Source organism: Pseudobacteroides cellulosolvens ATCC 35603 = DSM 2933, from assembly GCF_001262605.1.
Lineage (GTDB): Bacteria > Bacillota > Clostridia > Acetivibrionales > DSM-2933 > Pseudobacteroides > Pseudobacteroides cellulosolvens.
The window spans coordinates 5920590-5936015 of sequence record NZ_LGTC01000001.1 but is presented as its reverse complement, the minus strand read 5'-3'; the positions used below and the strand labels follow the sequence as shown (position 1 = coordinate 5936015).

General features: G+C 36.5%; 16 protein-coding genes. 5 read left to right on the top strand and 11 right to left on the bottom strand.

The window, feature by feature from the left end:
* The first annotated feature begins 160 nt into the window (after window positions 1–160).
* Window positions 161–1567 (top strand): response regulator, encoded by a 1407-nt coding sequence (locus Bccel_RS31785; protein WP_050753805.1) that lies wholly within the window; start codon window positions 161–163, stop codon window positions 1565–1567.
* Window positions 1489–3552: a sensor histidine kinase gene (locus Bccel_RS24570; protein WP_050753804.1), complete on the top strand. Its 2064-nt coding sequence runs from the start codon at window positions 1489–1491 to the stop codon at window positions 3550–3552. The genes Bccel_RS31785 and Bccel_RS24570 overlap by 79 nt, the downstream gene beginning before the upstream one ends.
* A gap of 110 nt (window positions 3553–3662) precedes the next feature.
* Here Bccel_RS24570 and Bccel_RS24565 read toward each other — a convergent pair whose 3' ends face one another.
* The 3 genes from Bccel_RS24565 to Bccel_RS24555 are packed head-to-tail and all read right to left on the bottom strand — an operon-like array spanning window position 3663 to window position 5564.
* On the bottom strand, window positions 3663–4331 hold the full coding sequence (locus Bccel_RS24565; RefSeq protein ID WP_036943398.1) for an ABC-2 transporter permease: 669 nt from the start codon (window positions 4329–4331) through the stop codon (window positions 3663–3665).
* Window positions 4328–5188, bottom strand: a complete 861-nt coding sequence (locus tag Bccel_RS24560) for an ABC transporter ATP-binding protein (RefSeq protein WP_036943396.1) — start codon at window positions 5186–5188, stop codon at window positions 4328–4330. Before Bccel_RS24560 ends, Bccel_RS24565 begins: the two co-directional genes overlap by 4 nt.
* Entirely contained in the window at window positions 5181–5564 is a 384-nt protein-coding gene (locus Bccel_RS24555) for a GntR family transcriptional regulator (protein ID WP_036943394.1), read from the bottom strand. Before Bccel_RS24555 ends, Bccel_RS24560 begins: the two co-directional genes overlap by 8 nt.
* Window positions 5565–5776: 212 nt before the next feature.
* Between Bccel_RS24555 and Bccel_RS24550 the strand changes: the two genes are divergently transcribed.
* The 3 genes from Bccel_RS24550 (at window position 5777) to Bccel_RS24540 (ending at window position 10211) form a co-directional block, all read left to right on the top strand.
* Entirely contained in the window at window positions 5777–5995 is a 219-nt protein-coding gene (locus Bccel_RS24550; RefSeq protein WP_036943392.1) for a helix-turn-helix transcriptional regulator, read from the top strand.
* The gene (locus Bccel_RS24545) at window positions 5985–6398 is read left to right on the top strand and encodes a hypothetical protein (protein WP_036943389.1); all 414 of its coding nucleotides are present in this window, start codon (window positions 5985–5987) and stop codon (window positions 6396–6398) included. Before Bccel_RS24550 ends, Bccel_RS24545 begins: the two co-directional genes overlap by 11 nt.
* A gap of 297 nt (window positions 6399–6695) precedes the next feature.
* Window positions 6696–10211, top strand: a complete 3516-nt coding sequence (locus Bccel_RS24540; RefSeq protein WP_036943386.1) for a WG repeat-containing protein — start codon at window positions 6696–6698, stop codon at window positions 10209–10211.
* Between the two features lie 75 nt (window positions 10212–10286).
* Here Bccel_RS24540 and Bccel_RS32880 read toward each other — a convergent pair whose 3' ends face one another.
* From Bccel_RS32880 to ureA, 8 genes are all read right to left on the bottom strand, one after another.
* Complete coding sequence (locus Bccel_RS32880) at window positions 10287–10604, bottom strand: hypothetical protein (protein WP_476748378.1); 318 nt, start codon at window positions 10602–10604, stop codon at window positions 10287–10289.
* A 47-nt stretch (window positions 10605–10651) separates the two neighbouring features.
* Window positions 10652–11095 carry an urease accessory protein UreD gene (locus Bccel_RS32875; protein ID WP_476748366.1) on the bottom strand — a complete coding sequence of 148 codons (444 nt, stop codon included), beginning with the start codon at window positions 11093–11095 and terminating at the stop codon, window positions 10652–10654.
* A gap of 2 nt (window positions 11096–11097) precedes the next feature.
* A complete protein-coding gene (gene ureG / locus Bccel_RS24530) occupies window positions 11098–11706 on the bottom strand; it encodes an urease accessory protein UreG (RefSeq protein ID WP_036943381.1) in 609 nt (202 codons plus the stop codon).
* A 13-nt stretch (window positions 11707–11719) separates the two neighbouring features.
* Window positions 11720–12442, bottom strand: coding sequence for an urease accessory protein UreF (locus Bccel_RS24525; protein WP_036943378.1), 723 nt, complete (start codon window positions 12440–12442; stop codon window positions 11720–11722).
* Entirely contained in the window at window positions 12414–12875 is a 462-nt protein-coding gene (ureE, locus tag Bccel_RS24520) for an urease accessory protein UreE (protein WP_036943375.1), read from the bottom strand. The genes Bccel_RS24525 and ureE overlap by 29 nt, the downstream gene beginning before the upstream one ends.
* A 105-nt stretch (window positions 12876–12980) precedes the next feature.
* Window positions 12981–14699, bottom strand: coding sequence for an urease subunit alpha (gene ureC / locus Bccel_RS24515; protein WP_036943374.1), 1719 nt, complete (start codon window positions 14697–14699; stop codon window positions 12981–12983).
* A gap of 1 nt (window position 14700) precedes the next feature.
* Complete coding sequence (gene ureB / locus Bccel_RS24510; protein ID WP_036943371.1) at window positions 14701–15072, bottom strand: urease subunit beta; 372 nt, start codon at window positions 15070–15072, stop codon at window positions 14701–14703.
* A gap of 14 nt (window positions 15073–15086) precedes the next feature.
* A complete protein-coding gene (ureA, locus tag Bccel_RS24505; RefSeq protein ID WP_036943369.1) occupies window positions 15087–15389 on the bottom strand; it encodes an urease subunit gamma in 303 nt (100 codons plus the stop codon).
* Between the last annotated feature and the right edge of the window lie 37 nt (window positions 15390–15426).

The window sequence follows — 15426 nt, the reverse complement described above, 5'->3', positions numbered from 1 at the left end:
ATTTTTTAGAATTCTCCTATGGTAAAAGTTAAGCTGTGATTTTTCAACCTTGGTGTTGTCATGAGAAATTGTAGTATTTGTATCAATTGACATACGTGAATTTCAATACAAAAGAGAAGTAATGTTAATCCATGGATCGAAAAAACATGAGGTGACTTTGATGAATAATATTTCACAAATGGAGTATGATGATTTAGAAATTCTCGAAGATGTAGTTGAAGATAACTCTAATTATACCACCCCCTGGAAAATAATTGTTGCTGACGATGACATCGAAGTCCACAGGGTTACAAAACTTGTCTTAAAGAATTTTAAATTCCAGGAAAGAGGCCTTGAGATTCTTAGTGCTTATTCAGAGGCACAAGTCAAGGAACAAATTTGCCAACACCCTGATACAGCGGTTATATTTCTTGATGTCATAATGGATAAAGAAGATTCAGGATTAACCATAGTAAAATTTATAAGAGATGAGCTCAAAAACAGATCTGTAAGAATCATTCTGCGTACAGGACAGCCCGGCCAGGCACCAGAGGAGCATACCATTGAAAATTATGATATTAACGATTATAAAGAAAAAACAGAACTCACATCCAAGAAATTATTCACTTCTTTGATAACAGCACTCAGGACATACCAGCATATAACCGAGCTAGAGCATAGCAAAAAGGGCCTTGAAGAGATAATCGTTTCTACTACTGATATATTCAGTCGCCATACAAAAGACGGATTCTATGACATATTGTTGAAGGGTCTTATTTCAATCGTTTCAGCAGGAAGGAACAATGTATCTGAGGTAATATCCGGACTTGTTTGTGTAAAGGATGACAGTGGTTTTCCAATTGTTTCGGCTAAAGGAGATTTCTCATTAAATGTAGGCCTACAGCTTAAGGATTCCGTATCTGCAGGTGATTATCTTTCAATTTTAGACTTCACATCCAACAGTGGATGTTATTTTTCCGATAAAAATGTACTGCTTTGCATTAAATCCGAACTAAATCCTTTAGTTCTGGTTTATATAAAAAGCAACCATGATTTTTCTTATATGGAAAAAAACCTTTTATCAATTTTTTATTCCAATGCCATTGTTAATCTGAACAACTTAGAACTATCCCATGAGATAGAAAGTACTCAAAAGGAAATCTTATATACATTAGGTGGAATAGCTGAGGCAAGATCTCAAGAATTGGGTAAGCATGTTTTAAGGGTTGCAGAGTTTTCCAGAATAATTGCCTTAGGTTATGGGCTTTCAGTTGAAGAAGCCGATATAATTGCACAGGCTGCCCCGATGCATGATATAGGCAAAATCGCTATTCCGGATGAAATATTAAATAAGCCCTGCAAGCTTACATCGGAAGAGTTTGAAATTATGAAGGCTCATTCACAATTAGGTTATGATCTTTTAAAGACTTCCTCAAGAATGACTCTTAAGGCTGCAGCCATTATTGCTCTTCAGCATCATGAAAAATATAACGGCACCGGTTACCCTAAATGTTTGAAAATACTACGGAACAAGAAAATTTATCAAAATGGTCTGCTCTTAAAAACCGTTTTGCTGAACTTCTTATAAGAAGCTTCAGCTTTTTAAACAGGTTCAGTTTAAGATCTAGAATAATGGTTTCTTTTATAATTATGTCCATTATACCTTTAATGATTGCCAGCTTAACTTCGTTTATTATAACAAGATCAACTATACAAAAACAAGCAATTAGCCACTCAGACCAAATTGTTACTCAGATTGCAGAAAACATAAACTTTGTAACCAAATACTATGATGATATGATGTCTCATTTTATAGTTGACCCAAAGATACAGTCTGCAATATGGAAATCAATAAATCTAAAGGACAGCAACAAAGAGAAACAGCAAAACCTGGATTATATCAATACAAGCATCTCTGACTTTTTATCCACAAAGTCAACAGATATAAGTGCACTTGGAATATATGCATCCGGAGGTTATAGCTTTGGAGTTTTTCCAAAAGGTATTTCTCCCAATAGTTTTTTTGACGAAGCAGGCAAAGAAAATAATTTACTCAAAAAAATAGTGTCGGCCAATGGTTCTCCTGTTTGGGTTTCTCCTGCAGAATGGCTTGTGCACTTTAATAAAAAAATGAATAGCATTATTATATGCAGAAACTTTAATAAAATTGACAGTACAAGAAATATAGTTCTGATAATGGAGCTTAAAACATATAAACTTAGTGATTTATGCTCACCAGATGGCATTTATGATGAAAGCATAAATAATACTTCCTTTATCATTGATGAAAACGGAAATATAGTATCCCACATGGAAGAAAATATAATTGGACAGAATATTGCAGCATTCATTAAAAGCAAACCAATAATTGACAGAATAAAAATTTCAAAAGGGTTAACAAGCTTTCGAACTACTGTTAATAATACCGATTCCTATATAAGTGCAATAGATATAAGCATAAATGAAAATTGGAAGCTTATTAACATAATTGACAACTCGCTGCTTTACAGGGACACCTATAAGGCAATATACATTTCCATAATTATATGGGGCATATGTGTATTTATAGCATTTATCATATCAATGGGTATTTCCCTCAATGTATCAATTGCGGTAAAAACCGTTGCCAAAGGGCTTTCTGATATTGCAGAAGGAGAAACACATTTGGACAAAAGGCTTGAGATAACATCCAATGACGAAATTAGAGATCTTGTAATTGCTTTTAATAAAATACAGGATAAGGAAAAAGAAAATATAAAATCAATTAAAAATAGTCAGCTTGAACTTATCGAAACCCTAACCACCCTTCAAAATACGCAAGCACAGCTTGTGCAATCAGAAAAAATGGCCTCTCTAGGAAGCCTTGTAGCGGGCATTGCACACGAGATCAATACTCCTATAGGTATAAGTGTGACAGCAGCTTCTCATATAATGTCAAAAACTCAGGACTTTACCTCTCTATTGGAAAGTAAAACTTTAAAAAGAAGCGATCTTAATGAATTGTCAACTACCCTGACTGAAGCAATGGAAATTTTATTAAGAAATTTACATAGAGCCTCAGAACTGATAAAAAGCTTTAAACAGGTTGCAGTTGACCAAACTCATGAGGATAAAAGAGAGCTGAATGTGAAAAAGTATCTTGAAGAAATTGTCTTAAGTCTTACGCCATCTTTAAAAAAGAGAAAAATCAATATTCATATAAATTGTGATGACAACATACAGATCAAAGTGTATGCAGGCTCAGTATCCCAGATAATCACCAATCTTATTATGAATTCACTTATGCATGCATATGAAATAGATGATACGGGTACAATCGTTATAAAGGCTTACAATTCTGCCGACAACAAACTTATTCTGGAATTTTCCGATGATGGAAAAGGTATGGAGCAAGATGTTGTGTCCAAAATATTCGATCCTTTCTTTACCACTAAAAGGGGTAATGGCGGTACCGGCTTAGGCCTTCATTTAGTTTATAACATAGTGTATCAGATGCTTGAAGGTACTATTGTCTGTAAAAGCGAGCCCGGAAAAGGTACTAGTTTTGTAATAGAGTTTCCAATTAAGGAATGACTAAAATATTACTTACGCTTTTGAGCGGGTGTTGACAAGTTAAGTCAACACATGAGCTAAATTTATAGCGTAAGTTAATTCTTAGTCATTACTAAGGATTAGAGGGTAAATCAAATATCCTTTTTCTCATAAATTCTGCTGGATATAAGATATGATATATAAAGCACAATGATGGATGCACCTAAGAATATAGCATAAGCCATATACGTTTTCTCCTCAAGAATCTTACCTATATCACTAAATAATCTGCCAACTGTACTATCTGAAGGAATAAGGCTAATCATAGGTGCTGCAAACCCGATAAGCATTAAAGGCAGGTATGTCAATACCCTTGCTTTAGTGTACCCAACTTTAAAATACATGGGAATTTGAAAAGAAATAACTGCAGCAAACATTAAAAAACCAAAACATACTACAAACAATAAGGCCTCAATCTCTATATCCTTTTTTATAAATACAGATGATACATATACTGATAATATGGCAAATATCATTGATAATATTGCCGAAAATAATGAAAATATATATCTTCCTGCTACAATATCCTTTCTTTTAAGAGCAAAGGTCCCGTAAAGCCTATCAAGAGAATTCTTTTCCCCTATTGAAAACGGATATGCCACAAAAAATGAAGCCCAGATCATAAACATTGGTGGTATCACATAAGGCTCTTTATTACCCATCCCAAATAAAAGACCTACTGCAATAAGAAGTAAAAATAGTTTCATATATGGCTTAACAGTTAGAATATCAATCCTTACCACATTAACTGCTTTCATCATACCAATGCCCTCCCCTTATTCATAAAGACTATAATATCGTCCATTGTACATGTTTCAATCAGGACTTTATTACCCATCATGCCCGATTTATCAGCTCCTATAAGGCCTTCAAACCCTGCCCCATGCTCCCTTAAACCCATTATCATTTTCTTTTGCTCCGGATTAATATCGCCTTTTCCGCCTTTAACAATACAATAGCTTTCCAAAAGCAAATCCTTTGTCCCTGTAAAGACAATCTCTCCGTTATTTATAAATGTAATGTAGTCGGCCACTTTATCAAGATCGGAAGTTATATGGGTCGAAAATAAAACACTTCTCGTATCGTTAATTACAAACTCGCTTAATATGTCCATGAGTTCATCCCTAGCCACCGGGTCAAGTCCGCTCGTAGGCTCATCAAGTATTAAAAACCTGGCATCATGTGATAAAGCCACTGCAATCATAAGCTTCATCTTCATTCCCCTTGACAAATCCTTAACCTTCTTTTTTCTCTCCAGGTTAAACTCCTTCAGATAACCAACAAATTTATTGCTGGACCATTTCTTATAAAAGAACTTTACAGCTTTCTCAACATCATTAAGATTCCATTCATCCACAAAATAGGGTTGATCAAATACCACCCCAACCTGTTCCTTTATATTATCTTCATGAGTTATACTATCAAGGCCGAATACCTTGATATCACCGGATTGTCTTTTTATCATATTAAGTATAAGCTTTATGGTTGTAGTTTTTCCTGCACCATTGGGCCCAATAAACCCCATAATATAGCCCTCAGGTAACGAGAAATTAACATTCTTTAAGGAAAAATCCCCAAAGCACTTATTTAAATTGCTAATTTCCAATACATTACTCATAATTCTCCTCCTTAAGCATTGCTTCGAAAATACCCTGAAGTTCATTCTTGCTTATTTTCGCTATTTTCGCTGAGTTTATAGCTGTAGTAAAACTGCCCTCAATATCCCTCAAAAGCTGCTCGCGAACCATTTCTGAGTTTTTAGGCAGAACATAACAGCCTTTTCCCTGCACGTTTGCTACAAAACCTTCCTGCTCCAGATCACCATAAGCACGGGTTGTTGTGATAACACTTATTTTAAGATCCTTTGCCAGCTGCCTTATGGATGGCAGCAGCTCACCCTCCGATATATCCCCGCTTAATATGACATTTTTTATCTGTTCCTTGATTTGTTCATATATAGGAACCCCGCTGCTATTTGATATAACTATTCTCACGTTGGTACCACCTTGTTATATAGTTTATAGTGTACATATACTATATATACATTATAAACTGTATAATAGTTGTTGTCAATTGGTGGAATAAAAATTTCTAATTATACATTACAAATCAAATGTAAAATTACCTTTACATTTAACACGGGTAGTGATATACTATTAATGTAAAGTTAACTTTACCTTTTTCGTGGAATTGGGGTGATTTGTATTTGAAAAATAGGATAAAGGAACTTAGAGAGAAGTTTAAATTGACACAGGATGAATTGGCAGATAAGGTAGACGTATCAAGGCAAACAATTATATCACTGGAAAAAGGCAAGTACAATCCTTCAATCATGCTGGCTCATAAAATTTCACAGTTATTTGAATTAACCATTGAGCAAGTTTTTATATTCGACAAGGAGGAGGAACCTGAAAATGAAAAATAGTACTTTTAGAGAACAAAGTTTAATAAAATCCAATTATGACATCTTTTTAGTATCTTTAGTTTCCGTTGTTTTTACCTTACTAGGCATGTGTTCCATAGATTATATTTATATTTACGGAATACCAATTTTATTCATTCCATTCATTTTTACATTCATGCCTTTTAGAAAGCTAAAAAATGGTGATGAAAGAGTAAAATCCTTGACCTATATAACGAGCTTTACAGCATTGATGATTTTTATGTCCATATCTGCAATAGCATGTATATGGCTTCACTTTAACTTTAATAAACATCATATAATTACTATCAGTATAGATACAATAATAGAAAATATATTTTTAGGACTAGGTATTCTGTTCTTTGCCTTTTCAGCTTTATTTGCTTTTTTCAGAAGACGATATTAGAATAAAAACCACTATTTACATTGATAAAAACTCTAATCCCCCTGGTGTTAAGGAATGATTGAAATATTACTTACCGTTTTGAGCGGGTGTTCACGAGTTAAGTAATTTAGAAAGCGAAATTATACAGAAAGTTATATTTTCAACATGATTAAATTGGGACAAATATAAGAAAAAACTGGTTACAAAATACAGCTAGTATTATATAATATTTTATTATAAAAATATAAAGAGATATTGATTTTTCAACATTCCTAATATTTTAATAACTTCAATTTTATGAAACCAGGGGGATTTTATATGCGTAGAAGACTTATTGTTTTATTTCTAATTTTATCATTTTGTTTTAACCAGCTTTTAGTTCCAGTGTTTGCCGAAAATGAGCAAGAGTATACCTATACCGAGTCAAACGGAGAAATAACAATTACAAAGTATACCGGGCCGGATGTAAGTGAGCTGTCAATTCCAGGGACTATAGATGGCAAGCCTGTTACTTCAATAGCAGATAGCATTTTTATCAGGGAAGAATCTTCAACTGGCGGTACACCCGTTCCCGTTCCTGTTCCCTTTCCCAATTCTTTTGAATTTACTGTATTGAAAAAAATAATAATCCCGGAAAACGTAAAATCTGTGGGTCGCATGTTTAGCAGCTGTGATAATCTTCAGACTGTTGAGATCCCAAGTACGGTTACAGAAATTAAAGACGTATATATTGCATTTATGACTAACAGAAAACTTCAATCAATTGATGTATCGAAAAACAATTTAAACTACTCAAGTGAAAATGGAATATTATTTAATAAGGACAAATCAGAACTTATATATTACCCACGTGGTAAAAGGGATACTGAGTATACAATTCCTCGAAGTGTAACAGATCTAGGCCCATTATCGATAAGATGCGATAATCTTATTAGCATTAATATACATGAAAATGTAAAAGATATATTCAGCCATTCAATTAATGGTAATTCCTTAGAGTTGATAAACGTATCTACTGATAATCCACATTTCACCAGTGATGATGGAATACTTTATAATAAAGATAAAACCATAATGATAAAATATCCTCAGAATAAAAGTAATTCTGATTATATTATTCCTTCAACTGTTAACGTCCTAAGTTCTATGGACTCAAACAATCTGAAAACTGTCACTATTCCAGAAAGCGTTTATGAAATGCCTAGTAATTTGTCATCCTGCACCAATTTACAAAGTATTGCTGTCCATGAAAAAAATACTGTTTATTCAAGTGAGGATGGTGTACTATTTGATAAAGCCAAATTGAAACTTATCAGCTATCCAAGGTGTAAAACCGATACAGTTTATTCAATTCCTTTAGGTGTTGAAAAAATACCCTCCAACGCTTTTAATATTGTTAATTCCATAACAAGAGTTAACGTTCCAAGCAGTGTAACAAGCCTGGATTCAACAGCATTTTTTGGTTGCACTAATTTAAAGTCAATGTATTTTTATGGTGATGCACCTGAAGCAACTTACCCTGTATCCTTCTCTTTGGTCATTAACAAAGACTTCAAATTTTATTACGCCGAAGGCAGCAAAGGATTTACAAACCCATGGAAAGGGTTTCCTGCAGAGTCATTTGAGGGTGTAAAGTACGAAGTCATATCTACTCCAAAATGGGAACAGGCACATCCATTTTCAGAAGGCTTGGCAGCAGTTGTAATGGATACAGGTGATGAACAATTGGGTAAACGTTGGGGTTACATAGACACTACAGGACAAACAGTTATCAGTCCAAAGTACTTGGAAGCAGATGATTTTAACGAAGGAGTAGCCTCTGTAAAGAATGGTACAATAAAATTTATTGATAAGACAGGAAAGGTGGTACTTGATTCTGCAAATCTTGTTAACGAATACACCGGTTATAACGGAGATTACGCTTCTTCCGCAGTATGTTCACAAGGTATAGTCGGATTCAACCTACCACCACTTAATTGTACTGATATATTTGACATTAATGGTACTTTTGCTTTTGGAAGTGATGAGTCATTTAAAATGTGGTTGTTACCATTTTCTGAAAATGTATCTTGCGGGGCATTCTATAATACTTTGGAAGGCTCTATAAGAAACGGTTTTATTGATATAAACCATAATATAATCTATCCTGAACAAACTGAACCTGGATACCTGTACGGTTTTGATCAGGGACTGGCCCTTGCAGGCAGTAAAGAAAAAAACGGTAATATAAAATTCGGCTTTATTGACAAGTCTGGCAAATACGTAGTTGTACCACAGTTTGACAATGTCTTTCTTAACAACAACAAACAAGCGTTCTTTGAAGGTCTCGCTGTAGTCTCTCAAAACAACAAATGGGGTGCTATTGATAAAACCGGAAAATATGCAATAAATCCTGTTTGGGATAATATGCACATTTTCAAGGAGGGCTTGGCTTGGGTAGAAAAGGATAACAAATGGGGATGCATCGATAAAACTGGGAATGTAATAATTAAACCTTCTTATGACAGCTTTACTACCTTTGCAAATGGAATAGCTCTGGTAAGGAATAATGGAAAATTCTGTTTTATTGATAAAAAAGGCAATTATATTGGTGGGTTGACAGAAGATATAGATAATGTAAGCTGCTTCAATGATAATGGTATCATACAAACAATGAAAAATAATCTCTTTGGTGCAATAAAGGTTTTAACAACGCTTGAAACACCTGAATCAACTGCTACACCAGCACCTACAAAGCTTACCATATCACCACCTTCAAATACACATACACCTGTGCCCACGGTTCTGACTCCAACACCTACCTCTACGCCTGCATTTACGCCAATACTTACACCTACAAACTCACCAGTACCAACATATACCATTACTCCATTTCCTTATACAACCGATTATCCAACACCTACATTCACGGCTACAGCTACACCTACGCCATCATCATATACAAACGGTTCAGGTGGTGGAATATATGTTACTGGACAAATTACATATACCCCTACCCCTACACATACACCTATACCAACACTATCTGCAGCAATATCAATCCCCTATTCTAAGTTAAGACTCACCTCCACATCTACTAATACGCCTACACGTACCCCTACTAATACACCTACTAGTATAAAAAATGCTACTCCATCTGGACAAAATCCGTCACTTTCTTCCGCTGTATCAAATAGTCCTACAGCAACTCCAACTGCAGTGCCGACAATAACACCTTCTGCTACTCCAACTGCTAAAATAACAGTTACACCTTCTGCAACGCCTGCATTAGAAACTGAGCCAACAAAAAGCAAACCTGCTGCTATTATATTTAAAGACATACAAAGCCATTGGGCAAAAATTCAAATTACAGAATTGGTTGGTAAAAACGTTATCAGCGGTTATGAGAACGGCACTTTCAGACCTGATAACAATATAACACGAGCAGAACTGGCTGTAATCATAGTAAAAGTCCTTGGGTTAAAGCTCTTATCAGGAGATACAAAATTCAACGACGATAATGATATTCCTGCCTGGGCAAAAGCATACATAAATACAGCTGCAGAATCAGGTATAATTTCTGGATATGGGGACAACACCTTTAAATCAGACAAACCTTGCTCACGACAGGAAATTGTGGTTATGATTATGCGTGCATTCAAATTTGGAAGTTCTAACAAAAAGCTGAATCTAAAAGATTCCTCAGCCATCCAGAATTGGGCTAGGGATTATATAACAAAAGCTATAGAGCTTCAAATCATAAAAGGTTATGAAGATATGACTTTCAAGCCTGAAAAAAATGTTACCAGAGCTGAAGCAGCAGCAATAGTAAGTAATTCATTGAAGAAGAAATAATTATAGAAAATAATTTTCATCCATTTAATGGTGCCATATTAGTGGTATAAGGGTCTAAACATTAAGAAATGGCCGCTACAATAGGTAACGGCCATTTCTTAATATAGTGTTCTTGACACATCCAAGTATATTCTCCAGTTTATCACTGCTGTTTTCAAGTATTCTGACAACCAAGCCGTATTTCTTTGTTTTACTGATGCCAAACTGTAAACCTTCCACGGCTTCAAGTTCTACATAAATGTTATCTATAAGATCATCATCCACCTTATCATGGAAAAATCCCAAGGATCCCAAATGTGTATATCCTTCAAAAAAACCAATCCCTCCAAGATTTTGCTCCGAAGGACATAGAAACTGATTTTCCAAAAAAATCAGCTCCTTACCATAATAAATACGGATACCGCTGCGGTACTCTCCGAATTCAAATACTTCTCCGCTTTTTATTCTACCCCCGCCAATACTTCTGAATAAAGAAAGGCTGAACCTTCAGCCATTCTGCATTCTGTTGTTGAGTAGAAGCGTGAATCCTTAAATGGTATTGTTGGTCTGGGTGAGTAATCCAAAAGTGACCCCTTTTCTAGACTAAATCGGTTGTATTGCAATGCATGCCCATTCTTCATTCGGTGAATTTTTTGGTACGATTGGCCTTCCAACCTGACTTTTGATTCCATCCCCAACTCCACATTAATCTTGTAGATATCGCCTTCCATTACTCCAGCCGATGCAGACATAACCATGATACTCATTATTTCAAAATTGTCTTCATAGAATGGTTTGGTAATTTTAAATGGTGCTGTGAAATATGAGTCCTCCAAATATGTTTTTCCATTTAAGGCTTTGGATTTTATTAATAAGCGGCTTTCTTTTCCGAATTGATTTTTCATACTTAAACACCTTCTAAAAGCACACTTTTCTTAATCCAAGCAATAACCTTTTCAAGCCCTTCATTGGTATTAAGATTAGTAAATATAAAAGGTTTGTCCCCTCTCATTTTCTTTGAATCCCTCTCCATTACCTCTAAACTTGCTCCAACATAAGGTGCAAGATCGATTTTGTTAATGACAAGAAGATCCGATCTTGTTATACCCGGTCCTCCCTTTCGTGGTATCTTATCACCTTCCGCCACGTCTATGACATAAATTGTTGCATCTGCCAGTTCCGGACTGAAAGTTGCAGAAAGATTATCTCCTCCACTTTCTATAAAAACAACCTGTATATCGGGAAACTCTTTTACTAGGTCCTCCACTGCTTCAAGGTTCATGGACGCATCCTCACGGATTGCCGTATGTGGGCACCCACCAGTCTCTACACCTATTATTCTTTCCTTTGGCAGGACGCTATTGTTTATTAAAAATTCCGCATCTTCCTTTGTGTATATATCATTGGTTACTACTCCTATGCTATAAGAAGAAGCCATCGCTCTTGTTAGTCTCTCTATAATGGCAGTTTTACCTGATCCAACAGGTCCTCCAACCCCAATTTTTATACAATTCATATTAATCCTCCATTTATGATATATATATCCTGGTATAAAGCCTCTCATGCTGCATTGATCTTAGATCAAATCCAAAACAGCAGCTTCCCAAATGCTCTTCCGAAAGGCCTTCCACCTTCTCTAAAAGTTTTTGAAAAATCCCATGCGTACCGAACAATATCCTTTGCCCGTCGTTCTGGCTTATAGGTACCAGTTTTGCACAATTATTTATTATTGCAGCAGCTGCACCATAGGATACTGCTGAAAGAGCTTCAGCTTTCCCAATAGAAAGAAGCCTAGTAACAAATCCGTACATAACAGGGTAACATCCTTGAATATTCCCTTTATTAACTCTTTCAAGCATTACATCAAAGACTTTATTTCCACCTAATTCAATTTCCAGTATTTTAAGAAACCTTTTACCAAGCTTCACACTGGCTGTCCTTAATTCCCTGGGTGCCTTTGAGGCAGAAAAAAACTCATCAAGCTCAAGAACCTTTTCCATTTGTCCATTTCCGGTATACTCCCATGCCAGCCTTACTGTCAGCAAATCATTATATAGAAAGCTGTTTAAAAGATAGCTCTCAAGGTATCTTTTAGAAGAATCCGAGTCGTGTACTATACCCTTTTGTACATATGTTTCAAGACCATATGATTGAGTAAACCCTCCTATTGGAAATAAGGGATCACTAATCTGCAAGAGGTGAAAAAAAGGAATACCATTATGCTCAGTGGGAGTGAGAATGCGAGTGTCCATGAGCATGTCCCCCCAAAGGCGTTATAAGTTTACAGCTTTTTTTGTATGGTGAAAGTCCGCATTTTATGAGTGCATTCATCAAAGGCTCGTCAAATGGAGTTAGCAGTTCATCACCTTCAATAAAAAGAGGTGCATGTCTGTTCCCCATCTCATAGCAAGTTTTGCCCATTTCATACATGTTTTGAGGCTTCATTACTATGCAATCACAATAAGGAATTCTTACAATCAAAGCCCTGCTGCCGTCCTGCCATAATACATCACCTTCCTTTAAAGCCCCTCCACCGTTATTTCTTATTCCAACTTCCACTCCATTTGAACTAATCTTGTGGAGTATTTTTTTCTCAACCTCAAACCATTCTACATCTATAAAATCAGCATCCAAATCATTGCTGTCCTTGTCTTTTAAATTATATAGAACCTTATCTACAATCATTTTATTACTCCTGTTTTTTGAAAATTTATTCTAAAATCACTTAAAGATTAACTGTACTGCGGAATAACCAATTTTACACTACCTTACATTTCCATTATCTAAAAACTAGAACATAAAATATCTCTGAGCCATTGGCAAAACCTTAAGAGGCTCGCAGGCAATAAGCTCTCCATCCACCTTCACATCATAGGTTTCAGGGTCCACGTAAATATCAGGTGTCGCATTATTAAGTATCATATCCTTTTTAGAGACATTCCTGCAGCCTATTACAGGCAGAACTGTCTTTTTAAGACCTATTTTCTCTATTGCACCACTTTCCATTGAAGCCTTTGAAACAAAGGTCAAGCATGTGCCATACTTTGCCTTGCCGAATGCCCCGAACATATTTCTATAAATCACAGGCTGAGGTGTAGGAATAGAAGCATTGGCATCTCCCATCCTGCTTGACGCAATAAATCCGCCCTTTATGATCATTTCAGGCTTCACACCAAACATTGAAGGCTTCCATAGAACCATGTCCGCTAATTTCCCATTTTCCAAAGAGCCCACATACTGAGAGATTCCATGGGTTATTGCAGGGTTTATGGTATACTTTGCAATGTATCTTCTTGCTCTTAAATTATCATTTCCGCCTTTTTCACCTTTCAAAGCACCTCTTTGAAGCTTCATTTTATGGGCAGTCTGCCAGGTCCTTATAATAACCTCTCCTACACGTCCCATAGCCTGGGAATCAGAACTCATCATGCTGAAAACTCCCATATCATGGAGGATATCCTCAGCTGCTATAGTTTCAGGTCTGATTCTTGAGTCTGCAAACGCAACATCCTCTTTTACCTTACTATCTAAGTGGTGGCATACCATCAACATATCAAGGTGTTCATCCAGGGTGTTTATCGTATAAGGCATCGTAGGATTAGTAGATGATGGTAGCACATTCGTAAGTGCTGCAATCTTAATTATGTCAGGAGCATGGCCGCCTCCGGCTCCCTCAGTATGGTAGGTATGAATCGTCCTTCCTGCAATAGCCTTTATAGTGTCTTCAACAAAGCCCGCCTCATTTAATGTGTCGGTATGAATTGCCACCTGAACATCAAAAAGATCCGCTACCTTTAAACAAGTATCAATCGCTTTTGGAGTTGTCCCCCAGTCCTCATGAAGCTTTAACCCCATTGCTCCTGCTTCAAGCTGTTCTGCCAAAGGCTTATCAAAAGAGGCATTTCCTTTTCCCAGAAACCCCAGGTTCATTGGAAAGTCCTCTGCAGCCTCCAGCATCTTCCGGATGTTAAAACTTCCCGGTGTGCAGGTGGTGGCATTGGTTCCGTCTGCAGGCCCTGTTCCTCCGCCTATCATAGTGGTTATCCCACTATATAATGCAGTTTCAATCTGCTGGGGACATATAAAATGTATGTGTGTGTCAATGCCACCTGGTGTTACAATAAGTCCTTCACCGGCAATAACTTCAGTGGAGGCACCAATTATCAGATCTTGTGAAACGCCATTCATAACACCGGGATTTCCGGATTTCCCAATCCCTACTATTTTACCATCCCTGATTCCGATGTCTCCCTTAACAATTCCCCACGAGTCAAGAACTATGGCATTGGTGATAACCAAATCCAAAACCTTCTCATCCCTTGCAGCTGAGGGTGATTGACCCATTCCGTCCCTAATGGATTTACCTCCTCCGAATTTACATTCGTCACCATAAACGGTGTAATCCTCTTCAATCTCTATGATGAGGTCAGTATCAGCAAGCCTTACTCTATCACCTTTCGTGGGTCCGTACATACCTGCATAATCCTTGCCTGTTATTTTTATACTCACTTTACTCCACCCCCTTAAAGCCCAGATCTTTTGCTTTTTTCAATTTATCTTCCAATGATTTTCCTTGATCAATCATTCCATCAGTCAAATCATTAAGCCCGTAAACTTCTCTTGTTCCGCCTATTTCAACCAGTTGAACTTCCTTTTCCTCTCCCGGTTCAAATCTAACGGCAGTACCGGAAGGAATATCAAGCCTCATACCAAAGGCACTCTTCCTATCAAACTGGAGACAGGAGTTAATTTCAAAGAAATGAAAATGTGAGCCAACTTGAACAGGTCTATCTCCAGTATTTGAAACCTTGATAGACGAAATCTTTCTTCCATCATTTAAAGTTACAAACTCATTTTGAATAAAATATTCACCCGGAATCATTTTATAGCCCTCCTTCAGCGTATGGGATTGTGAACAGTAACAAGCTTTGTGCCATCTGGAAATGTGGCTTCTATTTGAATCTCATGAATCATGGCATCAACACCCTCCATCACATCATCCTTTGAAAGTATCTTTGCTCCATACTGCATCAACTCCGTAACAGACTTTCCATCTCTGGCAGCCTCCATAAGTTCAGCACTGATAAGTGCTATAGCCTCAGGATAATTAAGTTTAAGGCCTCTGTCCTTGCGTTTTCTGGCCAGTTCACCTGCAAAATGGAGCATAAGCTTTTCTGTTTCCTTAGGCGTCAAATGCATACTTCATCAACCTCCTACACAATAATTACTTTACTCA